We start from the raw sequence: 24501 nt of genomic DNA on the forward strand, positions 1-24501 counted from the left end.
ACAGTGGGTCAGAGGGCCGCGCTCGGCTGATTAACGCGCCATGATTTTCCAGGCACGATGGATCTTGGCGTTACGAGCAAAATCCGGGTCGATGGTCTTGGCAGTGATTTCTTCCACCGCATAGCGCTCGCTGAGGTTCGGCTCCAGCTCGAACTTGCGGAAGTTGTTGGAGAAATACAGCACTCCACCGGGCGCCAGACGGGCCATGGCCAGGTCGATCAGTTGCACCTGGTCGCGTTGCACGTCAAACACACCTTCCATACGCTTGGAGTTGGAAAACGTCGGCGGGTCGATGAAGATCAGCTCGTACTCGTCACGGCTGGCTTCGAGCCAGGCCATCACATCGCCCTGCTCCAGGCGGTTCTTGTCGGAGAAACCGTTCAGCGACAGGTTGCGCCGCGCCCAGTCCAGATAGGTTTTCGACAGGTCGACACTGGTGGTGCTGCGCGCGCCACCCTTGGCGGCATGCACGCTGGCGGTCGCGGTGTAGCAGAACAGGTTGAGGAAGCGTTTGCCCGCGGCTTCTTTCTGGATGCGCATGCGCATCGGCCTGTGGTCGAGGAACAAGCCGGTGTCGAGGTAATCGGTGAGGTTGACCAGCAGCTTGATGCCACCTTCGTTGACCTCGACGAATTTGCCCTGTGCCGCCTGACGCTCGTACTGTTTGGTGCCGCTCTGACGCTCGCGGCGCTTGACCACCACGCGGCTCTTGTCGATGTTCAAGGCCTGGGGAATTGCAGCCAGGGCATCGAACATGCGCGCCGAGGCCTTTTCCGGATCGATGGATTTCGGTGCGGCGTATTCCTGAACGTGGACCCAGTCGTGATACAGGTCGATGGCCATGGAGTATTCCGGCATGTCGGCATCGTAGACGCGATAGCAGTCGATGCCTTCACGCTTGACCCACTTGCCCATGGCCTTGAGGTTCTTCTGCAGGCGATTGGCAAACATCTGCCCGCCTTCGCTCAGGCGTGGCTGCTCGATCACCGGTGCCGGTGCTGGCGTCGGTTTGATCGGGTTGCCGTTTTTGTTGTACTTGCGCTCTTGCGGCTCGCTTGGGGCCTGATCGTAGGCCGCCTGCTCGCGCTCGACCTGGCGCTGCTCCGGTGTACGACGTTCGCCGGTGACGAACTGATCCGGCAGCACCTTGATCAGCAACAGCTTGCACGGCAACGCGCCGTTCCAGAACGAATACTGTTTGTGGCTGCGGATGCCCATGCGCTTGCCCAGATCCGGTGCGCCGGTAAACACCGCCGCCTCCCAGTTCAGGCAGGCCTGACGCAGGCGTTCGCCAAGGTTCTGGTAGAGGTAGAGCAGGCTCGCCTCGTCGCCCAGGCGCTCGCCATACGGAGGGTTGCAGATCACCAGGCCTTTCTGGTTCTGGTCCGGGCGCGGCTCGAACGTCGCCACTTCGCCCTGGTAGATCTTGATCCACTCGCTCAGGCCGGCGCGTTCGACGTTGTTACGTCCTGGCTGAATCAGGCGCGGGTCGGCTTCGTAGCCACGAATCCACAGCGGTGGCTTGGCCAGGCCGGCAGCGGCACGCTCGGAGGCTTCTTCATGGAGTTTTTTCCACAGCGCTGGAACGTGGCCCAGCCAGGCGGTGAAGCCCCATTGCTCGCGGCGCAGGTTCGGCGCGATATCGGCGGCAATCATCGCCGCCTCCACCAGGAACGTACCGACACCACACATCGGGTCGGCCAGGGCGCCGCCTTCGGCCGCGATGCGTGGCCAGCCGGAACGGATCAGGATCGCCGCCGCAAGGTTTTCCTTCAGCGGTGCCGCGCCCTGCTGCAGGCGATAACCGCGCTGGTGAAGGCTGTGGCCGGACAGATCGAGGGAAAGGATCGCCTCGCCGCGATCCAGGCGCAGGTGAATGCGCAGGTCCGGGTTGAGCTTGTCAATGGACGGCCGATCGCCCTGCGGGGTGCGCAGTTTGTCGACGATCGCATCCTTGACCTTCAATGCGCCGAAGTGGGTGTTGTCGATGCCCGAGCCATGGCCGCTGAATTCGACGGCCAGGGTGCCGTCATTGAGCATGTGGTCTTGCCACTCGATATCCAGCACACCGTGATAGAGGTCTTCTGCATCCTTCATCGGGAAACGCTTGAGCACCAGCAGCACCCGGTTCGCCAGGCGCGACCACAGGCACAGGCGGTAAGCGGTTTCCATGGTGGCCATGCCGCGCACGGCAGAAGTGTGCTCACGCGCTTCCTCAAGGCCAAGCCCGATGGCTTCCTCGATCAGCAGGCCTTCGAGGCCCTTGGGGCAAGTGAGGAAGAGTTCGAAACGATCGGACATGGGAATTCCAGAACCTTTAGCGAGTGACCGGGCAACGCATTGCCGGTCCGGTTTTGTATCAGGCGCTTTTCTAGAAGAACGCCCGCGTGGCACGAAGGTGTGCCGTTCCACCCTTGCTGCCCGGGTTAAATGAGCTTAGATGCAAAGACAGATAAAAAAGTTGATGCCACAAAAAGACATAATTCGACCCTTCGTCGAATAATCGCCCTCGGCAACGGGAGACATTCTCACTAAGGATTAAGCCCATCATTTTTGCAGGGGGCCGATCATACCGGGGTTTGGCTCACAACGACGGGTTAAACATCGAGTTGCTTAGTGCCATAGCACATTAATCGTTACTTCCTTATGACAAAACGATCATTCCCTCGATGTGACGCATTGGTTAGAACTCATCTCAGGTTGGCGCCGCAACGACGCCAACACCCTTGGCTCGTCACGCCGGCAACGAGCCCCAACGGCAGAGTATTTCTGCCAGACCTCGATCGAGGTCAACGCGATGAAAACAGTCAACAAGTGAGGGCTACACCCTATGAGAAGACTTAAGCGTGATCCGTTGGAAAGAGCATTTTTGCGCGGATATCAATATGGCGTTGGTGGCAAATCCCGTGAGCTTTGCCCATTTACTCTACCGTCGGTACGTCAAGCCTGGATTAACGGCTGGCGAGAAGGACGCGGCGACAACTGGGACGGTATGACCGGCACTGCGGGAATCCATAGACTCAACGAACTTCACGCCGTCGGCTAAACACAGGGCACAACACTCCGACACGACAATCTGAATCAGTATCGAATTAACCACGCACGTCCCATCCGGACGGCGGGCTTCGGCCCAGGGGCTCCTTAAAGGAGCCCTTTTTTGTGCCTGCCAAAAACTCAGCGGCAAACTATTGTGGCGAGGGGGCTTGAGTGAACAGCATTACGCTCCTCCAAGCGATCAGCGCAAGGCGGCGATGGCGTCCACGGATTCGCGAATCAACGCCGGGCCTTTGTAGATGAAACCCGAGTAGATCTGCACCAGGCTCGCACCCGCGCTGATTTTCTCCGCCGCGTGTCGGCCTTCGGTAATGCCGCCCGCCGCGATGATCGGCAACTGCCCACCCAATTGCGCCGCCAGCACTTTCACCGTGTGGGTGCTCTTGTCGCGAACCGGGGCGCCAGACAAACCACCCGCCTCATCACCAAACTCCATGCCTTCGACGCCTACGCGGCTCAGGGTAGTGTTGGTGGCGATGACCGCGTCCATGCCGGTTTCGATCAGTGCCTGGGCAACTTGCGCGGTTTCTTCATCGGTCATGTCCGGCGCAATCTTGATCGCCAGCGGTACATGTTTGCCATGGCGCAGCGCCAGCTCCGCGCGGCGCTCGGCCAGGTCGGCGAGCAATTGCTTGAGAGAGTCGCCAAATTGCAGGCTGCGCAGGCCCGGGGTGTTCGGCGAGCTGACGTTTACCGTCACATAGCTGGCGTGGGCGTAGACCTTGTCCAGGCAGATCAGGTAGTCGTCGACCGCACGCTCGACCGGGGTATCGAAGTTCTTGCCGATGTTGATGCCCAGCACGCCCTTGTACTTGGCTGCCGCCACTCGGGCCAGCAGGTGATCGACACCAAGGTTGTTGAAGCCCATGCGATTGATGATCGCCTCGGCTTCCGGCAAGCGGAACAACCGCGGTTTCGGATTGCCTGGCTGTGGACGCGGGGTGATGGTGCCGATTTCGACAAAACCGAAACCCAGTTGCGCGAAGCCGTCGATGGCCGCGCCGTTCTTGTCCAGGCCGGCCGCCAGACCCACCGGGTTGGGGAAGTCCAGGCCCATGACGTTCACCGGGACCTTCGCCGGCGCCTTGCACAACAAGCTGTTGAGCCCCAGGCGTCCTCCTGCGCCGATCAGGTCCAGGGACAGATCGTGGGAAGTTTCCGGGGAAAGTTTGAACAACAGCTGACGGGCCAGGGTGTACATGGGCAGGTCGGACTCAGGGCTACGAAAAGTGGGGCAGATTATAGCCGCGCATCAGGGTTGCAAGCGAGGCGCACGAGAAAATCAGCCCGCGATGGCATATGCCTTGCACCTCTACCGGAATCAGCACCCTTGCCAATGGCGGGATAGGTGCAAGGACGATGGCGTCGTCACCCGGCCTGGCGGACGCAGTGGCCTGGGGCGATGCCTTTTTTTTGAAGGTGCCATAGCAATGAACGAACCCTCAACCACCCCCTTGGCCTGGGTCAACGGCAGCGACGCCCCGGAAAAGACCGAAATCAATCTCGGTTTCATGGCCCTCAGCGATTGCGCATCGGTTGTGGTCGCCGCCACCCAGGGCTTTGCCCAACCCTATGGGCTGACCCTTAACCTCAAGCGCCAATCCTCCTGGGCCGGCCTGCGGGACAAGCTGGTCAGCGGCGAACTGGATGCCGCCCACAGCCTGTACGGCCTGGTGTATGCCGTGCACCTGGGTATCGGCGGCGTGGCGGCGACGGACATGGCGGTGCTGATGGGCCTCAACCAGAATGGCCAGAGCATCAATCTCTCCCACGGATTGCAGACGCAGGGTGTGAGCAGTCCTGAAGCACTCGAGCGGCACGTGCACCAAACTCGCTCAAAACTCACCTTCGCCCAGACCTTCCCCACCGGCACTCACGCCATGTGGCTGTATTACTGGCTCGCCAGCCAGGGCATTCACCCATTGCAGGATGTCGATAGCGTGGTAGTGCCGCCACCGCAAATGATCGCGCACCTGCAAGCAGGGCGTATCGACGGTTTCTGCGTCGGCGAGCCCTGGTCCGCCAGCGCGGTGCAACAGGATCTCGGTTTTACCCTGACCACCAGCCAGGCGATCTGGCCCGATCACCCGGAAAAAGTCCTTGCTTGCACCCGTACTTTCGTCGAGCAATACCCCAATACCGCGCGGGCGCTGGTGATGGCGATTCTGCAAGCCAGTCGGTTTATCGAGCAAAGCCAGGAAAACCGTCGCAGCACGGCGCAGTTGCTCAGCGCCGCGCAATACCTCGACACGCCACTGGAGTTTATCGAGCCGCGCCTGCTCGGCGACTATGCCGATGGTCTCGGCAACCGCTGGCAGGACCCGCACGCCCTGCGGTTCCACGCCAATGGCGAGGTCAATCTGCCGTACCTGTCCGATGGCATGTGGTTCATGACCCAATTCCGCCGCTGGGGGTTATTGCGCGACGATCCGGACTACCTTGCCGTAGCCCGACAGGTGCAGCAACTGGACCTGTATCGGCAGGCCGCCGATGCCGTCGGCGTTGCCGCCACGGACAAGGAAATGCGCCGCAGCCAGTTGATTGACGGCAAAATATGGGACGGCACAGACCCGGCCGGTTATGCCCGTGGTTTCAAGCTGCACGCGATGAGCGACAGCACGCCGCTGCTCGCCAGCCACTGACAGGAGACTGCAAATATGTTGCGAATCCTGCTGATCAACGACACGGCGAAGAAAGTCGGGCGGCTGAAAGCGGCACTGACGGAAGCCGGGTTCGAGGTGATCGACGAATCAGGCCTGACCATCGACCTGCCCGAACGCGTCGAAACGGTGCGTCCGGACGTGATCCTGATCGATACCGAGTCACCGGGGCGCGATGTCATGGAGCAAGTGGTGCTGGTGACCCGCGACCAGCCCCGGCCAATTGTGATGTTCACCGACGAGCACGACCCCGGCGTGATGCGCCAGGCCATCAAGTCCGGGGTCAGTGCCTACATCGTCGAAGGCATTCACGCACAGCGTTTGCAGCCCATTCTCGACGTAGCCATGGCGCGTTTTGAAAGCGATCAGGCCCTGCGCGCTCAATTGCATGCCCGCGACCAGCAACTGGCCGAGCGCAAGCGCATCGAACTGGCCAAGGGCCTGCTGATGAAGATGAAGGACTGCAACGAGGAAGAGGCCTACACCCTGATGCGCCGCCAGGCCATGAGCCGCCAGCAGAAGCTGATTCAGGTCGCGGAGCAGATCATTGCCATGAGTGAGTTGTTGGGCTGAAGCCTTGTGGTGGATGTCCTGCCCCTCGCGAGCAAGCCCACTCCCACATTTTTCCCAGTGGGAGCGGGCTTGCTCGCGAAGGACGCACCTCAGCCCCACCTGTTGGCACAAATCTGGCTAAGCAATAACCACAGGTAACCAACGGCGGTTGCCCCACCTACGACAAAGACGTCGCTCACCCCGTTTGCCCAAGGCGAATCGGGTGGCGGCGTTTTTTCGTTCTGGCCCCACAGCTCGGGGTCGGTGGTGCAGCCCACAGGCGCCCCACCTGCAAGCTCCTGACTCCTTCTCGAGACTCTTCACAGCTGAGGTGCGCGATGAATTCAAGCTTCTGGAAATCCGGCCATACCCCGACATTGTTCGCGGCCTTTCTCTATTTCGACCTGAGCTTCATGGTCTGGTATCTGCTCGGCCCACTGGCGGTGCAGATTGCCGCTGACTTGCACCTGACCACGCAACAACGAGGCCTGGTGGTGGCCACGCCGATCCTGGCCGGTGCCATATTGCGCTTTATCATGGGGATGCTGGCCGATCGCCTGTCGCCAAAGACTGCCGGGCTGATCGGCCAGGTGATCGTCATCTGCGCCCTGTTCGTCGCATGGAAACTCGGCATCCACAGTTACGAGCAAGCCCTGTTGCTGGGCCTGTTCCTGGGCATGGCCGGTGCGTCGTTCGCTGTCGCCCTGCCCCTGGCGTCGCAATGGTATCCACCGCAGCATCAAGGCAAGGCCCTGGGTATCGCCGGTGCCGGCAATTCGGGCACCGTATTGGCAGCCTTGATCGCCCCGGTGCTGGCGGCGGCATTCGGTTGGAGCAATGTGTTCGGCTTTGCCCTGATTCCGCTGATCCTGACCCTGATCGTTTTCGCCTGGCTGGCGAAAAATGCGCCCGAGCGGCCCAAAGCCAAATCCATGGCCGACTACTTCAAGGCACTGGGTGACCGCGACAGCTGGTGGTTCATGTTTTTCTACAGCGTGACGTTCGGCGGTTTCATCGGCCTGGCCAGCGCCCTGCCCGGCTACTTCAACGACCAGTATGGCCTGAGCCCGGTGACCGCTGGCTACTATACCGCTGCCTGCGTATTCGGTGGCAGCCTGATGCGCCCATTGGGCGGTGCCCTGGCTGACCGTTTCGGCGGCATCCGCACGCTGCTGGCGATGTACACCGTGGCGGCGACTTGCATTGCCTTGGTCGGTTTCAATCTGCCAAGTTCCTACGCCGCTCTGGCGCTTTTCGTCTGCACCATGCTCGGTTTGGGCGCAGGCAACGGCGCGGTGTTCCAGTTGGTACCGCAACGCTTTCGTCGGGAAATCGGGGTAATGACCGGCCTGATCGGCATGGCCGGCGGCATCGGCGGGTTTGCTCTCGCCGCAGGCATGGGCGCGATCAAGCAGAGCACCGGCAGCTATCAACTGGCGCTGTGGTTGTTCGCCAGCCTCGGCATCCTCGCCTGGTTCGGCCTGCATGGCGTAAAACGGCGCTGGAGAACCACTTGGGGCTCGGCCGCCGTAACCGCGGCGCGGGTCTGACGCTGCCATGGGCCTGCAACTGAGTTTCGCCGAAGCCAGTGCCATCGGCCCTCGCGATGAAAACCAGGACGCCCTGCGCCTGGTCACGCCCGCTCCGGCACTGGCGGCGAGCAAAGGTTACCTGTTCGCCATCGCCGACGGTGTCAGCCAGTGTGCCGATGGCGGCCTCGCCGCCCGTTCGACCTTGCAGGCTTTGGCACTGGACTACTACGCCACGCCGGAAACCTGGGGCATTGCCCAGGCGCTGGATCGCCTGCTGCTGGCGCAGAACCGCTGGCTGCAGGCCAATGGCAACGGCCAACCGCTGTTGACCACGGTCAGTGCGCTGGTCATGCGTGGCAGGCGTTTCACCCTGGCCCACGTCGGAGATTGCCGGGTATATCGCTGGCATGCCGACCAGTTGCAACGCATCAGCGAGGATCACGTCTGGGACCAGCCGGGCATGCAGCACGTGCTCAAACGCGCACTGGGGCTCGATCAGCATCTGGTGCTGGATTTCCTCGATGGCGAACTGCGCCTGGATGAGAGTTTCGTGCTGCTCAGCGACGGTGTCTGGGCCGTGCTTGGCGACACCGCAATTGCCGCGATTCTGCGCGACCAACCGGATTTGCACAGCGCCGCGCAAACCCTGGTGAAGGCCGCGCATCTGGCCGGCAGCGAGGATAACGCCAGCGCCTTGCTGGTGCGTGTCGATGCGCTCGGTGAGGCGAGCATCGGCGACGCGTTGATGCATTTGCAGCAATGGCCGCTGCCGCCGGCACTGAAACCCGGGCAGCTCTTCGAAGGCTGGCAAGTCGAAACAATACTCGGGCAAAGTCAGCAATCGCTGCTCTATCGGGTACGCGACGCCCAGCAACAACCGTGGCTGCTGAAAACCCTGCCGGGGCGAATGCACGACGATCACCAGGCCGGGCAAGCATTACTCTCGGAGGAATGGTTTCTCAAGCGCGTGGCCGGACGGCATTTCCCTGAAGTCCATGCCGCCAGCCAGCGTCAGCATTTGTACTACGTGATGCGCGAATATGCCGGGTCGACGCTGGCACAATTGTACGATCAGGGCGGGCCGCTGCCGCTGGCCCAGTGGCAGGAACTGGCCGAGCGCTTGCTGCGAGCGGTCGGTTTGCTGCATCGCCGGCAGATTCTGCATCGCGATATCAAACCGGAAAACCTGCTGTTGGCAGACGACGGCGAATTGCGCCTGCTGGATTTCGGTCTCGCCTACTGTCCAGGGCTCTGCGAAGACCGCCCCACCGAACTGCCCGGGACGCCGAGCTACATCGCCCCGGAAGCGTTTCTTGGCAACCTTGCGACAGCGCAGCAGGACCTGTACTCCGTCGGCGTTACCCTTTACTTCCTGCTTACCGGGCATTTTCCCTACGGCGAAATCGAGGCATTCCAGCACCCTCGTTTCGGCCAGCCGGTCAGCGCCGGGCGCTATAGACCAGACCTGCCGGAGTGGATTGCCCAAAGCCTGGAGCGGGCCGTGGCTGCGGATCCTGATCAGCGCTTTGAAACGGCGGAAGAATGGCTGCTGTTGATGGAACAGGGCGAGCGGCGCAGCTTGAACGTGCGGCCAAGGCCACTGCTGGAGCGCGAGCCGCTGAAGGTGTGGCGGACGTTGGCGTTGGTGTCGCTGGTGGTGAATCTGGTGCTGCTGGTTTTGCTGTTTCACGGCTGATAGCGCTGAACCATCAACCTGACGCTCCACGAACGAGCAACACGCTTCGAATCAGTGCACAAAACACTGCAATCATTTCGACGAATGCCCCCCTAACTCAATAAATCCGCGGTCCAGCAGCACTTGGCACAGCCGCTGCATTACCTTTTACACCACACATAAAGCCCAGCCTTCAACGACGAATGCTGCGCTTCCCGAGAGAACGGGACCAGGACAAAGGCGTCCTCGCTAGGCAACTAGCGGGACGCCTTTTTTTGTTTGCGCAAAAATTTGTCGAGCAAGACCTGAACAGCCCTGATGAGGCGAGTCTGAGCTCCCGGAGAACCTGATGAAAAAACTAAAACTGGTGATGATCGGCAACGGCATGGCCGGGGTTCGCACCCTGGAAGAACTGCTCAAGCTGAGCAATGAGCTGTACGACATCACGGTCTTCGGCGCCGAACCGCACACAAACTACAACCGCATCCTGCTGTCACCGGTGCTGGCCGGCGAGCAGACTTTCGAAGAGATCGTGCTCAATGACCTGGACTGGTACCTGGAAAACAACATCAAGCTGCTGCTCAACCGCAAAGTGGTGGAAATAGACCGGGTCAAACGCCGGGTCATCGCTGAAGACGGCAGCGAGGCCGAGTACGACCGCCTGCTGATCGCCACCGGTTCGACCCCTTTCATCCTACCGATTCCAGGCAACACCCTTGAGGGTGTGATCGGCTACCGCGATATTGCCGACACCCAGGCCATGATCAACACCGCAAAAACCCACAAGCACGCAGTAGTGATCGGTGGTGGCCTGCTCGGCCTGGAAGCCGCCAACGGCCTGATGCTGCGGGGCATGCATGTCACCGTAGTGCACCTCGGTGAATGGCTGCTGGAACGGCAACTGGACAAGACCAGCGGCCAGCTGCTGCAATCGGCCCTTGAAGCGCGCGGCCTGCATTTTCGCCTGTGCGAGCAAACCAAGGCCCTGCACGATGCCGGCAATGGCCGGGTCGGCTCGGTGGAGTTCAAGAACGGCGAGATCATCCCCGCCGACCTGGTGGTCATGGCGGCCGGCATTCGCCCCAACACCGAACTCGCGGAAAAATCCGGGATCCCCTGCAACCGCGGGATTCTGGTCAACGACACCCTGCAAACCTATGACCCACGGATCTATGCGATCGGCGAATGCGCCAGCCACCGCGGCATCGCCTATGGCCTGGTAGCACCGCTGTTCGAGCAGGCCAAGGTCTGCGCCAACCACCTTGCACAACTGGGTTTCGCCCGTTATCAGGGCTCGGTGACCTCGACCAAACTGAAAGTCACCGGCATCGACCTGTTCTCCGCCGGTGACTTCATGGGCGGTGAAGGCACGGAGACCATCACCCTTTCCGACCCGATCGGCGGGGTCTACAAAAAACTGGTGATCAAGGATGACGTGCTGGTCGGGGCCTGCCTGTACGGCGATACCGCCGATGGCGGCTGGTACTTCCGGCAAATCCGCGAGAACCACGGCATCGGTGAAATCCGCGATCACTTGATGTTTGGTGAAAACGCTATAGGCGACGTCGGACATCAGGGCCAGGACAAGGCCATGAGCATGGCTGACAGTGCCGAGGTCTGCGGCTGCAACGGCGTATGCAAGGGCACCATCGTCAAGGCGATTCAGGAGCACGGGCTGTTCAGTGTCGATGAGGTCAAGAAACACACCAAGGCCGCCAGCTCCTGCGGCTCCTGCGCGGGCCTGGTGGAACAGATCCTGATCAATACCGTGGGCGGCGCCGCCGACGTCAAGCCGAAAAGCGAAAAAGCCATTTGCGGCTGCAGCGACCTCAATCACGGACAGATCCGCCAGGCCATCCGTGAGCAGCACCTGTTGACCATTGCCGGCACCATGGGCTACTTGAACTGGCGCACGCCGAATGGCTGTGCAACCTGTCGCCCGGCGCTCAACTACTACCTGATTTCCACCTGGCCGGGCGAGGCCAAGGACGATCCGCAATCACGCCTGATCAACGAACGGGCTCACGCCAACATTCAGAAAGACGGTACCTACTCTGTAGTGCCAAGGATGTGGGGCGGAGTGACCAATCCTTCCGAATTGCGCCGCATTGCCGACGTGGCAGACAAATACAACGTGCCCATGGTCAAGGTTACCGGTGGGCAACGCATCGACTTGCTGGGTATTAAAAAACAGGACCTGCCAGGGGTCTGGAAGGATCTCGACATGCCGTCCGGCCACGCCTACGGCAAATCCATCCGCACGGTGAAGACCTGCGTCGGCAGCGAGTTCTGCCGCTTTGGCACGCAGAACTCCACCCAACTGGGCATCGAGCTTGAACATGACCTGTTCAACATGTGGTCGCCGCACAAAGTGAAACTGGCCGTCTCCGGTTGCCCGCGCAACTGCTCGGAAGCGGGTATCAAGGATGTGGGAATTATCGGTGTGGATTCCGGTTGGGAGATGTACATCGGCGGCAACGGCGGGATCAAGACCGAGGTCGCCGAGTTCTTCGTCAAGCTCAAAACCGCCGAAGAAGTACGCGAGTACAACGGCGCATTCCTGCAGCTCTATCGCGAAGAGGCCTTCTATCTCGAACGCACCGTGCACTACCTGCAACGGGTCGGCATGGAGCACATCAAGAAAGCCGTGCTGGAAGATCCACAACGCCGCAAAGCGCTCAACGAGCGTCTGCAGTTCTCCCTGTCGTTCGAGCAAGACCCGTGGAAAGAACGCCTGCAACAGCCATTGCTGAAGAAGGAGTTCGACGTCATCCCTGTGAAGAACCTGGAGGTGCTGGCATGAACTGGCTGGATATCTGCGCACTGGAAGAAATCAACGCCCTGGGTTCGCGAATCGTCGCCGGCCCGAAAGGTGACATCGCCATTTTCCGTACCAGCGACGACGAAGTTTTCGCCCTCGATGACCGCTGCCCGCACAAAGGCGGGCCATTGTCCCAAGGGTTGATCTACGGCAAGCGGGTCGCCTGCCCGCTGCACAACTGGCAGATCGACCTGGCAAGCGGCGAAGCCCAGGCGCCGGATATCGGCTGCGCCCACCATCATCCGGCACGGGTCGAAAATGGCCGGGTGATGCTGGCCCTGGACGCAAGCTGATGAACCGCCAGATCACCGCTTCCACCTGCTGTTACTGCGGGGTCGGTTGTGGGGTGCTGATCGAGCATGACGGCGAGCGCATCCTCGGCGTCAGCGGCGATCCGGCCCACCCGGCCAATTTCGGCAAACTGTGCAGCAAGGGCTCGACCCTGCACCTGACGGGCGACCTCACGGCCCGGGCCTTGTACCCCGAATTGCGTCTGGGCAAAGGCCTGGCCCGCGCTCGCACCGATTGGGACAGCGCCCTCGATCATGCCGCCAGCGTGTTTGCCCAAACCATCGCCGAACATGGTCCGGATAGCGTGGCGTTCTATATCTCCGGGCAGTTGCTGACCGAGGATTACTACGCCTTCAACAAGCTGGCGCGAGCGTTGGTGGGGACCAACAATATCGACAGCAACTCACGCCTGTGCATGTCTTCGGCGGTGGTCGGCTACAAGCGCAGCCTGGGCGCAGACGCACCACCTTGCAGCTACGAAGACCTCGAACTGAGCGACTGCGTGATGATCGTCGGCAGTAATATGGCCTACGCCCATCCGGTACTGTTTCGTCGCCTGGAAGAAGCCAAATCCCGCCGTCCACAGATGAAAGTCATCGTCATCGACCCACGGCGTACCGACACCTGCGATCTGGCTGACCTGCATCTGGCGATTCTGCCGGGCACCGACGTCGCCTTGTTCCATGGGATCTTGCACCTGCTGCTGTGGGAAGACTGGATCGACCGCGATTTCATCAATGCCCATACCGAAGGTCTGGCCGAACTCAAAAGCCTGGTGCGCGACTACACGCCGCAAATGGTTTCGCAACTGTGCGGCATCGGCATCGAACAACTGCAGGAATGTGCCCAATGGGTCGGGACCTCGAAAAGCTTCCTGTCGCTGTGGTGCATGGGCCTGAATCAATCCACCGCCGGCAGCGCGAAAAACAGTGCGCTGATCAACCTGCATCTGGCCACCGGGCAAATCGGACGGCCTGGTGCAGGTCCTTTCTCGTTGACCGGTCAGCCAAACGCCATGGGCGGGAGGGAAACCGGCAGCTTGTCCAACTTGCTGCCTGGTCATCGCGAAGTTGCCAATCCTGAACACCGTGCTCAGGTAGCGTCTTACTGGGGTGTCGAGCAACTCCCGGAGAACCCGGGGCTCAGCGCCATCGAACTGTTCGAGCAGGTCGGCAACGGCAAAATCAAAGCCCTGTGGATCGCCTGCACCAACCCGGCGCAATCGATGCCGGACCAGAGCGCCGTGCGCGAAGCCTTGCAAGCGTGCCCATTCGTGGTGTTGCAGGAAGCCTTTCGCACCACCGAAACCGCAGCGTTCGCCGATCTGCTGCTGCCCGCCGCCAGCTGGGGTGAAAAAGACGGCATGGTGACCAACTCCGAACGGCGCATTTCCCACGTCCGCCGGGCCATCGCCGCACCGGGTGCAGCACGGCCAGACTGGGCGATCACCGTAGATTTCGCACAACGTCTGGAAAAACATCTGCGTCCCGGCCAACCCGGTCTGTTCGCGTTTGAAACCCCGACTCAGGTGTTCGATGAATTCAAGCAACTGACCCATGGCCGCGACCTGGACCTGTCCGGTATCAGTCACGACCTGATCGACCGTCTTGGTCCGCAACAATGGCCCTTCCCTGTGGGTGCCAGCGAGGGCACGGCCCGGCTGTATATCGACGGAATTTTTCCGACCCCCAGCGGGCGGGCGCAGTTTGTTGCCGATCCCTATCGCGCCGCCAAAGAACAGCGCGATGCGCGTTTTCCGCTGACCCTGATCACCGGCCGCCTGCGCGATCAATGGCACGGAATGAGCCGCACTGGCACAGCTGCACAACTATTTGGCCATGTCAGCGAAGCCGTTTTGAGCCTGCACCCGGATGAGTTGCGTCGGCATCGCCTGCAATCCGGAGATCTGGTCAGCCTGAAAAGCCGTCGCGGTGCGGTGATCGTGCCGGTCGGCAGCGACGACAGCGTACGCCCCGGCCAGGCTTTTCTGCCGATGCACTTTGGTGACCGTTTTCTCAAGGGCGGCGTGAACAGTCTGACCCTTGCCGCTTTCGATCCGTTGTCAAAACAGCCCGAACTCAAGCACAGCGGCGTACGCCTGGAGCCTGTGCAACTGCCATGGCAATTGTTCGCCCTCATCGAAGGTGACGTTCAACGGCATTTCGAGGCACTGCGCCCACTCTGTGAGGCGTTTTCCTATGCCAGCCTCAGCCTCGCCGGCCGTGAACGCCCAGCACTGCTCATACGCGCTGCCAGCACGTCAGCGCCGCCGCCACAGCTATTGGCAGACATTGATCAGTGCCTGGAATTGAACAGCGGGCCGGTGCTGGCGTACGACGACCCGCGACGCTCCATTGGCAAACGGGTGCGCATCGAGAATGGCCGCATCACCGCGATTCGCCTGGCCGGTGAAACCCTCGCCCAGCACTGGCTGCAAGGCCTTTGGCTCGAAGGAAGCGCCGACGAACAGCTGCGTCGCTGGTTGCTCGCGCCGCTGAGCGTACCACCGGGCAATGCCTTGGCATCAAACGGCAACAAAACCCTTTGCAACTGCAAGAACGTCAGCCAAAACGCGATTTGCGCCAGCATCAGTCGTGGCCTGGACCTGCAGGGGCTCAAACAGGAACTGGGCTGCGGTACGCAGTGCGGGTCCTGCATTCCGGAAATCAAGCGATTGCTGGCAGTCTCTGCCCAGCCGATCGCCGTCAACTCGTGAGGAGCAACACTATGAGCGCAAAAGTCTGGCTGGTGGGTGCGGGCCCTGGCGATCCGGAATTACTGACCCTCAAGGCGGTACGCGCATTGAGAGAAGCGCAAGTGGTGCTGATCGACGACCTGGTCAACAACGCGATCCTGGAGCATTGCCCTCAGGCGCGGATCATTGCGGTGGGCAAGCGCGGTGGCTGTCGCTCCACGCCGCAGGCATTCATTCATCGATTGATGCTGCGTTATGCCCGCCAAGGCAAATGCGTGGTGCGGCTCAAGGGGGGTGACCCGTGCATCTTTGGTCGTGGTGGTGAAGAAGCGCAATGGCTGCGCGAGCAGGGAGTGGAAGTCGAGCTGGTCAACGGCATCACCGCCGGGCTTGCTGGCGCGACGCAATGCGACATCCCTTTGACCTTGCGCGGCGTTGCCCGCGGGGTAACGCTGGTGACCGCTCACACCCAGGACGACAGCAGCCTCAACTGGCAGGCATTGGCCCAGGGCGGTACGACCCTGGTGGTTTACATGGGCGTGGCGAAATTGAGCGAGATTCGCGAGCAGTTGCTGGCAGGTGGAATGGCGGCGGATACGCCAGTGGCGATGATTGAGAACGCCTCCCTGCCCCATCAAAGGGAATGCCGGAGCAGCCTTACAGCAATGGAAGAAGATTCCTACATCTTCCAACTCAAGAGCCCGGCTATCCTAGTGATCGGTGCTGTGGCGGCCCATGCAGAGTCCTCTCTGTGGGAGCGTGACGTGCCCGCGATGAAGGCCTGCCAGCCAGCCTGAACCTGTCCGACTCAGCTTCGGTTGATCAAATCGCAGGCAAAGAAAAGCCCGGCCTAAGCCGGGCTTTTCTCAGAGCTGCGAGCTAATTACTTAGCTTGAGCTTCAACCTGCGCTTCTACGCGACGGTTTACAGCGCGGCCAGCGTCAGTTTTGTTGTCAGCAACTGGGCGGGATTCGCCGTAGCCAACAGACTGAACGCGGGACGATTCAACACCGTACTGGTTGGTCAGAACTTGTTTAACGGCGTTTGCACGACGCTCAGACAGTTTCTGGTTGTAAGCGTCAGGACCGACGGAGTCAGTGTGACCTTCAACAGTAGTGGTGGTGGCTGGGTACTGCTTCATGAAGTCAGCCAGGTTCTTGATGTCGCCGTAGCTGTTTTCTTTGACTACCGACTTGTCGAAGTCAAATTTGACGTCCAGCTCAACACGAACAACTTCAGCAACTGCTGGGCAGCCGTCAGCGTCAACAGTTACGTTGGCTGGGGTGTCCGGGCACTTGTCAACGTTGTCGCAAACGCCGTCGTTGTCGCTGTCGGAGCAAACTTCTGGAGCTGGAACCGGAGCAGCAGGCTTGTTGCCGCCACCGAAGTTCACACCGATACCGACGCTAGGAGCCCACTCGGTGTTGCCCTGGTCGATGTTGTACTGAGCTTCAACGCCGGCACGGGCGTAGAAGTTGTCGGTGAAGTACAGCTTGGCACCGCCGCCAACGTTGGCGAAGGTGGAGTGGTTACGACCGCCCGAGCCGTTCTGGTCGATGCTCTGGTGGGAGAAACCGCCCGACAGGTAAGGACGCAGCATGTCGCCTGGGTTGTTGAAGTGGTACAGGCCGTCCAGAGCTGCGTTCGAGCCCTTAACGTCCTGGCCGTCGTCGGTCACAGCGTTGTGGACTTCGTCGTAGGACAGACGCAGTTCAACGTCGTCAGTCAGGAAGTAACCGATGGAACCACCCGGCAGGATGCCGTCGTTCCGGAAGTTACGGTCGGTATCGAAATATTGCTTCTTCGCGTAGCCTTCGATTTCAACTGCGCCTTGGCCTTGTGCCAGAGCGCCGAAGGAAGTGGCGGCAATAAGAGAACCAATGGCCAAGCCCAAGGTGTTTTTCAGTTTCATCCGTTAAATCCCCATCTGGTGATTGTGAAGCAGTCCCGCAAACCGGGGGACAACTCGGCGGCAAGTCTAACAGAACTTGCCTACACGTAAGAGATATTTGCGCTGAACTAAGTTTCAGCAATGCCTGCAAATTTCTCACGCAATTTATCTAGAGCACGTTTGTACCGCATTTTTGTCGCACTCAATCCCATATGCATGATATCCGCGATCTCTTGAAATTCCAGTTCTGCGACAAATCGTAGCACCAGAATTTCACGGTCAATCGGATTCACATACACCAACCAGCGATCAAGTCCACCCTTTTCCTCGGGTTTCGGCGCCTTTTCTTCGGACGCTTCCTCAAGGGGGTCAAGACTTAATGCGTCCATCAAGCGACGCTTTCGCCGTTCTTTCCGATACTGCGTGATGCACTCGTTGTACGTGATGCTATAGAGCCATGTCTTGAACTTCGATTTACCTTCGAAGTTCTTCAGGCCATACAGCACCTTCAACATGACCTCCTGACAGACATCGTCAGCATCGCGATCGTTCCCAAGATATCGTGCACACACGTTAAATAATGTTCGCTGGTAACGCCGCATCAGTTCTTCGTAGGCGCGCGTCACGTGAAACAGCTCGGTATGCGAGCGCGCGACCAACTCCTCATCAGAGAGCTCGCGGGGGTCGTAGCGCGTGGATAACGATTGGGCTTTATTCAAAACAAGTCGGGCCGACAGTTCAGGTCAATGTCCGCCGCAGCGCCAGCGTCAGCAGGCAATATGCGGCGGCATACATTAGCAGGGTTTGCCGGGTTAGCGGCTACTCACATGCTGCTCAAGGAGGATCCGATTGGAAAGAGAGACTAGCTCACCCTCATCGGTCAGCAATGTGGTTTTAACCGTGCCGATCTCTTCGATCTGGCCTTCGACCTCGCCAACACGTACTTGTTGCCCAACCTGATACAACTCACGCACATAGATTCCCGCAAGAATCTGTCCAGCTATTTCCCGGCTTCCCAGCCCCATTGCCAGCGCTACTGCCAGACCAACGGTGATCAAAACAATCACAATCACATGGTTGAGCAGGTCAGTCTTGACCTCCAACTGGCTGATCGCGACCGAGATGCTGATGATAATCACCAGGCCCTGAGCAATTCGCCCTAACCCGGAAGCGTAGTCCAGTCCTACGCCTTCTGCCGCACCGCGTACCAGCCCATTGGCCAGTTGCGCCAGCAAGACACCCACCAGCAGCACCAGCGCCGCACCGAATACCTTCGGCAAATACAACGCTAGCATATCCAGCGTAGCTGAAACTCGCTCAAGTCCAAGGGATTCTGCGGCAGAAACCAGAAAAATAAGCAGAACGAACCAATAGACGATTTTTCCGATCAACGTCGAGATCGGTACCTGAAGTCCCGCACGGGACAGCAACTTGGTCAGGCCAGTACCGCCCATCAGGCGATCAAGGCCAAGCTTGGCGAGCAACTTGGACAGCAACGCGTCCAGTAGTTTCGCCACGACGAAGCCCAACAGCAGCACAACCAGGGCGCCAAACAGGTTCGGGATGAAGTTCGCAACCTTGGTCCACAACGCAGTCATTGCAGTGACGAGGCTCTGAGTCCAGAGATCAAGTTCCATATTCAATCAGCCTTATCAGCGGTGCGGGCGGCAGGTTTACGTAAACGGGATACCGGCGCGACATGGGCCGATCCATTATTCAAGGCGATCATCAGGGCGGGCAACCAGCGGCCCAGCAGACTGAACAAATCACCGGCGCCGACCTGGCGGTTGGCGGTTTTCAGCACGCGACCAAGGCACGCATCGTCGTCCCGGGTGGAGGGTGATGCATTGAGCATGTCGCGTAAAGACTGTTCAAACGGATCGTGCATACGCACCTCTCGTGATGTCTGTGAAAGACGCGGCCAGATTTGCCCGGGTCACATGACTCACCTTCAGACCCACCGCAAACGCCGAAATAACCACCACTGTCCCAGCGCTACCGAGATCATCATCAGGCACGCAACCATGAAGCCATAGGGGCTCTCGGAGAATGGAATTCCGCCGACGTTGATCCCCAGAAGACCGGTAAGAAAACTCATCGGCAAAAAAATCCCGGTGATGACACCAAAGCGATACATCGTGCGGTTCATGCGCACGCTCAATCGTCGGTCTTCAGCCTCCAGGACCAGCCCCACCCGCTCCCGGGTCAATTCCAGCTCCTCGAGATAACGGGTCAGGCTGTTGTTCAATTCGTTCCAGTAATCGCCATCGTCTTCGACAAACCAGGGCAATTTTATCCGTGTCAGCTGGCCAAAAATATCCCTTTGCGGCGCGAGAAAGCGTTTTAACGCGGCGGCTCGACGACGGATCTGCAAAATCGCTCCGTGCTCCGGGGTATACCGTTCGTCGGCATCGAGTTTTTCTTCTTCCCCGTCGACCACTTCGGAGAGATCGCTGACCAGATCCTGCACCTTGTTGGTGAGGTACTGCGCCAGGTAAAGAATGAGTTCGGAGGCTGTTTTCGGCCCCTTGCCAGCCTCCAGTTGCACCAGCAACTCTTCGGTGGCGCGCAATGGGCGCAAACGCAGGGAAATGACGCGCCGGGCCGAGCCGAAGATCCGAACCGAGACCATGTCTTCCGGCTCGGCGCCAGGGTTCAGATTAACCCCGCGCAAGAACAGCAGCAGTTCGCTGTCGGACAGTTGCAATAGTCGCGGTCGAGTGTTCTCTTCCAGCAACAGATCGCAATTGAACTCGCTCAGGCCACTGGATTTACGCAACCAGGTATGGGTTTGCGGATGACTGCGATCCCAGTGCAGCCACAGGCTTTCATGGGCCTGCAACTGCAAGTCGTCGAGTTCAGTCCGGGCTATCGAACGCGCGCCGCCTTTACCGTCCAGCACCAAGGCATGCACCAGGCCCCATTGCGCGTTGTCTTCCTCGAACATCCGCATTCCTTTGTTGATCGGACTTTATTCAGGCATCTTGAGCGGGCTTGGCGAGATGATCACGCCGTTGTTGTCCGCATAAACATACTGGCCAGGGTGGAAGGTTACGCCCGCGAAAGTCACGGCAACGTTGAGATCGCCAATGCCGCGCTTGTCGGTTTTCATTGGGTGGCTGGCCAGCGCCTGAACCCCCAGGTCGGTTTGCGCGATCACGTCCACATCACGGATGCAGCCGTAGATCACCATGCCTTCCCAGCCATTTTTGGCCGCCTTCTCGGCAAGCATGTCGCCCAGCAGCGCGCGACGCAGAGAGCCGCCACCATCAACCACCAGGACTTTGCCATTACCCTTGAGTTCGACCTGCTCCTTGACCAGCGAGTTGTCTTCGAAACACTTGATGGTCACGATTTCGCCGCCGAAGGAATCACGGCCGCCAAAATTGCTGAACATCGGCTCCAGCACCTGCACCAGCTCCGGATAAGCGTCGCACAGGTCAGGCGTGAGGTAATGGTTCATCGAGAAACTCCTGTAAAGAGGAAGACAGCACGAACATCAGTGATGACTCAGTCACTGAAAGTGACCAGAACAGCTCAATCCGTCATATCTTAGCCGCAAGCCGAACAGAGCGAAATGCCCTTGTTAGAGCGGCAGACTCAAATCACCTTGGAAAAATCCGCTTTTTCAGCCATCAAGGGTGCCTGGGGATCCGCAAGCCAACGCGCTACCAACGGCCAGACTTCATTCTGGGCGGCCTTGCTCACCAGCATTTCGACGTGACCGAAATTGTCAGCAAAACCCTGTTCATGACCCAGATTGATAAATTGCTTGTGCTCAGAACCGACCTGATCGAACAACTTGCGACAGGCCCACGCTGGGTCCTGATGGTCACCGGCCGCACTCATGGCCAGCACCGGCACCTGGACGCTGGCCAGACCGGCCCACCAATCCTTGTCCGCATCGCCAAAGCGCCCGAACAGGCCAAACCAGCGCATGCTTTCCAGGGCCAGGCCGATCGGCTCATCCTCCGGACCGCGCTTGAGCCGCGAACCTGACAGTTGGGCAAAACGCTTGAGAATGAAGCGACCGCCCCACTCCACGGGTGGAATCTTCAACGGCCAGTAGTTGCGGCTGACTTGCGTACCAAAAAACGCCGCCGAGGCCACCACTGGCTCACCGATATACTCGCCGCCCAATGCAGCTGCCAGGGTAGTACCCCCCAGCGAATGACCGATCCAGTGCGGGGCCTGCCCACTCTGCTCGCGCACGAACGCGCCAATGGCGGGCAGATCATAGCGCGCGTAGTCGGCGACACGATTGTTGCGGTAGTCCTGATTACGCCGAGACAAGCCGTGACCGCGCATTTCGGCGATCCACACGTCAAATCCCAGGCGAGCCAGATAAGCGCCGAGCCCAAGCCCCTTGGGTGAAAACCAGAACCGGCGATTGGAAAAGCTGCCGTGCAACAGGATCACCGGCACGCCACGGCAGGCGGGTTCATCAGCCATGCCGAGGCGGGTCACAGCCAGTTCGACGGTACCGTCAGGGCTGTTACCGGGTTTCAAACGATAGACATCTTCGCTCAGATCACCGCGTCGTTCGGCGCTGATCAGGGCGACAGGAAACAGGTTGCTGCTGCTTTGCATAATCTCTTGCACAAAAAAGGGCGGCATCCGGAGGAGCCCGCCCTGCTTGAACTTCTAATGGGCCGCTCAATGTGAGAGAGAACTTGTGGCGAGGGGGCTTGCCCCCGCTTGAGTGCGTAGCACTCACAAAATCTCTATTGCGTCAAAGATCTTGTGAGTGCTGCGCACCCAAACGGGGGCAAGCCCCCTCGCCACAGGCTCGCCCCTACAGAGGGAGCGGCCCGTTCACACTACATCAAGCCTGCGCTTGACCTTCAGCCAGGAAGAACCAGGTTTCCAGCACGGAGTCAGGGTTCAACGAAACGCTTTCGATGCCCTGCTCCATCAGCCACTTGGCCAGGTCCGGGTGGTCCGAAGGACCCTGACCGCAGATACCGATGTATTTGCCGGCCTTGTTGCACGCAGCGATGGCATTGGCCAGCAGCTTCTTGACCGCAGGGTTACGCTCGTCGAACAGGTGCGCAATGATCCCGGAGTCACGGTCCAGGCCCAGAGTCAGCTGGGTCAGGTCGTTGGAACCAATCGAGAAGCCGTCGAAGAACTCGAGGAACTCTTCTGCCAGGATCGCGTTGGATGGCAGTTCGCACATCATGATGATACGCAGACCGTTTTCACCGCGAGCCAGACCGTTTTCGGCCAGCAGATCGATCACTTGGCTGGCTTCGCCCAGGGTACGGACGAACGGCACCATGATTTCGACGTTGGTCAGGCCCATCTCGTTGCGCACGCGCTTGAGGGCGCGGCACTCGAGTTCGAAGCAGTCACGGAACGATTCGCTGATGTAACGCGAAGCGCCGCGGAAGCCCAGCATCGGGTTTTCTTCTTCCGGCTCGTAAAGCTTGCCGCCGATCAGGTTCGCGTATTCGTTGGACTTGAAGTCCGACAGACGCACGATGACCTTTTTCGGCGTGAACGCTGCAGCCAGGGTGCTGATGCCTTCGACCAGTTTGTCGACGTAGAAGTCGACCGGATCGCTGTAACCGGCAATGCGCTTGTCGACGCTTTCCTTGATTTCTTGCGGCAGACCGTCGTAGTTCAACAGTGCCTTGGGGTGCACGCCGATCATGCGATTGATGATGAATTCCAGGCGGGCCAGGCCCACACCGGCGTTCGGCAGCTGTGCGAAGTCAAAGGCGCGGTCCGGGTTACCGACGTTCATCATGATCTTGAACGGCAGATCAGGCATGGCGTCCACGGAGTTCTTCTTGATATCGAAGCCCAGTTCGCCTTCGAAGATGAAACCGGTGTCGCCTTCAGCGCAGGAAACGGTCACGCCCTGGCCGTCTTTCAACAGCTGGGTGGCGTTGCCGCAACCGACAACCGCTGGAATGCCCAGCTCACGGGCGATGATCGCCGCGTGGCAAGTACGACCGCCACGGTTGGTAACGATGGCGCTGGCGCGCTTCATGACCGGTTCCCAGTCCGGGTCGGTCATGTCGGAAACCAGTACGTCGCCAGGCTGGACTTTGTCCATCTCGGACACGTCCTTGATGATGCGAACCTTGCCGGCGCCGATGCGCTGGCCGATGGCGCGACCTTCAACCAGCACAGTGCCGGTTTCTTTCAGCAGGTAACGTTCCATGACGTTGGCCTGGGTACGGCTCTTCACGGTTTCCGGACGGGCCTGCACGATGTACAGCTTGCCGTCGTCACCGTCCTTGGCCCATTCGATGTCCATCGGGCACTTGTAGTGCTTCTCGATGATCATCGCCTGTTTGGCCAGTTCGCTGACTTCAGCGTCGGACAGGCAGAAACGTGCGCGCTCGGCCTTGTCCACGTCGACGGTCTTGACCGAACGACCGGCCTTGGCTTCGTCGCCGTAGATCATCTTGATGGCCTTGCTGCCCAGATTGCGGCGCAGGATGGCCGGACGACCGGCTTCCAGCGTGCCCTTGTGGACATAGAACTCATCCGGGTTCACCGCGCCTTGTACGACAGTTTCACCCAGGCCGTAGGCGCCGGTGATGAACACCACGTCACGGAAGCCCGACTCGGTGTCGAGGGTGAACATCACGCCGGCGGTGCCGGTTTCGGAACGGACCATGCGCTGAACGCCGGCCGACAGGGCAACCAGCTTGTGGTCGAAACCCTGGTGCACGCGGTAGGAAATCGCGCGGTCGTTGAAAAGGGACGCGAACACCTCTTTGGCGGCGCGAATGACGTTTTCGACACCACGGATATTCAGGAAGGTTTCCTGCTGACCGGCGAAGGAAGCGTCCGGCAAGTCTTCGGCGGTAGCCGAAGAGCGCACGGCCACGGCCATGTCAGGGTTGCCGGCCGACAGCGCGGCGAACGCGGTGCGGATTTCGGCATTCAGTTTTTCAGGGAACTCGGCTTCCATGATCCATTGACGGATCTGGGCACCGGTTTTAGCCAAGGCATTGACATCGTCGACGTCCAGGGCGTCGAGGGCGGCATGGATCTGATCGTTCAGGCCGCTCAGTTCCAGGAAATCACGATAAGCCTGAGCGGTCGTGGCGAAGCCACCGGGTACCGATACACCGGCACCTGCAAGGTTGCTGATCATCTCGCCCAGGGATGCGTTCTTGCCCCCCACGTGCTCAACGTCGTCTTTGCCGAGCTTGTCGAGGGAAACTACGTACTCTACCAAGGTGATCTCTCCACTAACTGTGTTGGAAAAGCTCAGGAACCGGCTGCTCAAGGGAGCGTTTGCCAGCTGTATGGCCTGGACCTGGAAAATAAGTGAGAATGCAGGCCATTGGCGGCCTGCAAATCGCGC

19 protein-coding genes are annotated in these 24501 nt (G+C 59.8%); 9 read left to right on the plus strand and 10 right to left on the minus strand.

Annotation, left to right across the window (positions count from 1 at the left end):
• Positions 1–30 precede the first annotated feature (30 nt).
• Entirely contained in the window at positions 31–2301 is a 2271-nt protein-coding gene (gene rlmKL, locus KW839_RS12540; protein ID WP_060539807.1) for a bifunctional 23S rRNA (guanine(2069)-N(7))-methyltransferase RlmK/23S rRNA (guanine(2445)-N(2))-methyltransferase RlmL, read from the minus strand.
• 529 nt (positions 2302–2830) lie between these two features.
• On the opposite strand from rlmKL, the gene rmf reads away from it, so the two are divergent.
• A complete protein-coding gene (gene rmf, locus KW839_RS12545; protein ID WP_003223300.1) occupies positions 2831–3046 on the plus strand; it encodes a ribosome modulation factor in 216 nt (71 codons plus the stop codon).
• A gap of 189 nt (positions 3047–3235) precedes the next feature.
• Here the strand turns inward: rmf and KW839_RS12550 are convergent, their stop codons facing one another.
• Positions 3236–4255 (minus strand): quinone-dependent dihydroorotate dehydrogenase, encoded by a 1020-nt coding sequence (locus KW839_RS12550; protein ID WP_060539808.1) that lies wholly within the window; start codon positions 4253–4255, stop codon positions 3236–3238.
• Positions 4256–4484: 229 nt separating this feature from the next.
• On the opposite strand from KW839_RS12550, the gene KW839_RS12555 reads away from it, so the two are divergent.
• The 8 genes from KW839_RS12555 to cobA all read left to right on the plus strand — a co-directional run bounded on the left by KW839_RS12555 (position 4485) and on the right by cobA (position 16077).
• Positions 4485–5696 carry a CmpA/NrtA family ABC transporter substrate-binding protein gene (locus tag KW839_RS12555; protein WP_218424517.1) on the plus strand — a complete coding sequence of 404 codons (1212 nt, stop codon included), beginning with the start codon at positions 4485–4487 and terminating at the stop codon, positions 5694–5696.
• Between the two features lie 15 nt (positions 5697–5711).
• Positions 5712–6287, plus strand: coding sequence for an ANTAR domain-containing response regulator (locus KW839_RS12560; protein WP_060539810.1), 576 nt, complete (start codon positions 5712–5714; stop codon positions 6285–6287).
• Positions 6288–6604: 317 nt separating this feature from the next.
• A complete protein-coding gene (locus KW839_RS12565; protein WP_060539811.1) occupies positions 6605–7816 on the plus strand; it encodes a NarK/NasA family nitrate transporter in 1212 nt (403 codons plus the stop codon).
• A 7-nt stretch (positions 7817–7823) separates the two neighbouring features.
• Positions 7824–9494 carry a bifunctional protein-serine/threonine kinase/phosphatase gene (locus tag KW839_RS12570; RefSeq protein WP_218424518.1) on the plus strand — a complete coding sequence of 557 codons (1671 nt, stop codon included), beginning with the start codon at positions 7824–7826 and terminating at the stop codon, positions 9492–9494.
• Positions 9495–9822: 328 nt separating this feature from the next.
• Positions 9823–12276: a nitrite reductase large subunit NirB gene (nirB, locus tag KW839_RS12575; RefSeq protein WP_218424519.1), complete on the plus strand. Its 2454-nt coding sequence runs from the start codon at positions 9823–9825 to the stop codon at positions 12274–12276.
• The gene (gene nirD / locus KW839_RS12580; protein WP_060539814.1) at positions 12273–12587 is read left to right on the plus strand and encodes a nitrite reductase small subunit NirD; all 315 of its coding nucleotides are present in this window, start codon (positions 12273–12275) and stop codon (positions 12585–12587) included. Before nirB ends, nirD begins: the two co-directional genes overlap by 4 nt.
• A complete protein-coding gene (locus KW839_RS12585; RefSeq protein ID WP_060539815.1) occupies positions 12587–15301 on the plus strand; it encodes a nitrate reductase in 2715 nt (904 codons plus the stop codon). The genes nirD and KW839_RS12585 overlap by 1 nt, the downstream gene beginning before the upstream one ends.
• Positions 15302–15312: 11 nt before the next feature.
• On the plus strand, positions 15313–16077 hold the full coding sequence (gene cobA / locus KW839_RS12590) for a uroporphyrinogen-III C-methyltransferase (protein ID WP_060539816.1): 765 nt from the start codon (positions 15313–15315) through the stop codon (positions 16075–16077).
• A gap of 86 nt (positions 16078–16163) precedes the next feature.
• On the opposite strand, the gene KW839_RS12595 is transcribed toward cobA, so the two are convergent.
• From KW839_RS12595 to ppsA, 8 genes are all read right to left on the minus strand, one after another.
• The gene (locus KW839_RS12595) at positions 16164–17192 is read right to left on the minus strand and encodes an OmpA family protein (protein WP_060539817.1); all 1029 of its coding nucleotides are present in this window, start codon (positions 17190–17192) and stop codon (positions 16164–16166) included.
• Between the two features lie 107 nt (positions 17193–17299).
• The gene (sigX, locus tag KW839_RS12600; protein WP_017337463.1) at positions 17300–17890 is read right to left on the minus strand and encodes an RNA polymerase sigma factor SigX; all 591 of its coding nucleotides are present in this window, start codon (positions 17888–17890) and stop codon (positions 17300–17302) included.
• A gap of 93 nt (positions 17891–17983) precedes the next feature.
• A complete protein-coding gene (locus KW839_RS12605; protein ID WP_060539818.1) occupies positions 17984–18808 on the minus strand; it encodes a mechanosensitive ion channel domain-containing protein in 825 nt (274 codons plus the stop codon).
• A 2-nt stretch (positions 18809–18810) separates the two neighbouring features.
• Positions 18811–19059 (minus strand): hypothetical protein, encoded by a 249-nt coding sequence (locus KW839_RS12610; RefSeq protein WP_008048593.1) that lies wholly within the window; start codon positions 19057–19059, stop codon positions 18811–18813.
• Positions 19060–19122: 63 nt separating this feature from the next.
• Entirely contained in the window at positions 19123–20118 is a 996-nt protein-coding gene (locus KW839_RS12615; protein WP_060539819.1) for a zinc transporter ZntB, read from the minus strand.
• Positions 20119–20142: 24 nt separating this feature from the next.
• Positions 20143–20634: a ribonuclease E activity regulator RraA gene (gene rraA / locus KW839_RS12620; protein WP_060539820.1), complete on the minus strand. Its 492-nt coding sequence runs from the start codon at positions 20632–20634 to the stop codon at positions 20143–20145.
• 137 nt (positions 20635–20771) lie between these two features.
• Entirely contained in the window at positions 20772–21761 is a 990-nt protein-coding gene (locus KW839_RS12625) for an alpha/beta fold hydrolase (protein ID WP_060539821.1), read from the minus strand.
• Positions 21762–21996: 235 nt separating this feature from the next.
• The gene (gene ppsA, locus KW839_RS12630; protein WP_060539822.1) at positions 21997–24372 is read right to left on the minus strand and encodes a phosphoenolpyruvate synthase; all 2376 of its coding nucleotides are present in this window, start codon (positions 24370–24372) and stop codon (positions 21997–21999) included.
• Positions 24373–24501: the final 129 nt, after the last annotated feature.

This window comes from Pseudomonas sp. PDM31, from assembly GCF_019218965.1.
In the GTDB taxonomy this organism is placed as follows: Bacteria; Pseudomonadota; Gammaproteobacteria; order Pseudomonadales; family Pseudomonadaceae; genus Aquipseudomonas.

Coding starts and splice junctions, on each gene's coding strand:
- KW839_RS12565 (WP_060539811.1), top strand. CDS start 6,605: ATGAATTCAAGCTTCTGGAAATCCGGCCATACCCCGACATTGTTCGCG.
- KW839_RS12555 (WP_218424517.1), top strand. CDS start 4,485: ATGAACGAACCCTCAACCACCCCCTTGGCCTGGGTCAACGGCAGCGAC.
- rraA (WP_060539820.1), bottom strand. CDS start 20,634: ATGAACCATTACCTCACGCCTGACCTGTGCGACGCTTATCCGGAGCTG.
- rlmKL (WP_060539807.1), bottom strand. CDS start 2,301: ATGTCCGATCGTTTCGAACTCTTCCTCACTTGCCCCAAGGGCCTCGAA.
- KW839_RS12625 (WP_060539821.1), bottom strand. CDS start 21,761: ATGCAAAGCAGCAGCAACCTGTTTCCTGTCGCCCTGATCAGCGCCGAA.
- KW839_RS12570 (WP_218424518.1), top strand. CDS start 7,824: ATGGGCCTGCAACTGAGTTTCGCCGAAGCCAGTGCCATCGGCCCTCGC.
- KW839_RS12610 (WP_008048593.1), bottom strand. CDS start 19,059: ATGCACGATCCGTTTGAACAGTCTTTACGCGACATGCTCAATGCATCA.
- KW839_RS12560 (WP_060539810.1), top strand. CDS start 5,712: ATGTTGCGAATCCTGCTGATCAACGACACGGCGAAGAAAGTCGGGCGG.
- KW839_RS12615 (WP_060539819.1), bottom strand. CDS start 20,118: ATGTTCGAGGAAGACAACGCGCAATGGGGCCTGGTGCATGCCTTGGTG.
- nirD (WP_060539814.1), top strand. CDS start 12,273: ATGAACTGGCTGGATATCTGCGCACTGGAAGAAATCAACGCCCTGGGT.
- nirB (WP_218424519.1), top strand. CDS start 9,823: ATGAAAAAACTAAAACTGGTGATGATCGGCAACGGCATGGCCGGGGTT.
- KW839_RS12595 (WP_060539817.1), bottom strand. CDS start 17,192: ATGAAACTGAAAAACACCTTGGGCTTGGCCATTGGTTCTCTTATTGCC.
- rmf (WP_003223300.1), top strand. CDS start 2,831: ATGAGAAGACTTAAGCGTGATCCGTTGGAAAGAGCATTTTTGCGCGGA.
- KW839_RS12550 (WP_060539808.1), bottom strand. CDS start 4,255: ATGTACACCCTGGCCCGTCAGCTGTTGTTCAAACTTTCCCCGGAAACT.
- cobA (WP_060539816.1), top strand. CDS start 15,313: ATGAGCGCAAAAGTCTGGCTGGTGGGTGCGGGCCCTGGCGATCCGGAA.
- KW839_RS12605 (WP_060539818.1), bottom strand. CDS start 18,808: ATGGAACTTGATCTCTGGACTCAGAGCCTCGTCACTGCAATGACTGCG.
- KW839_RS12585 (WP_060539815.1), top strand. CDS start 12,587: ATGAACCGCCAGATCACCGCTTCCACCTGCTGTTACTGCGGGGTCGGT.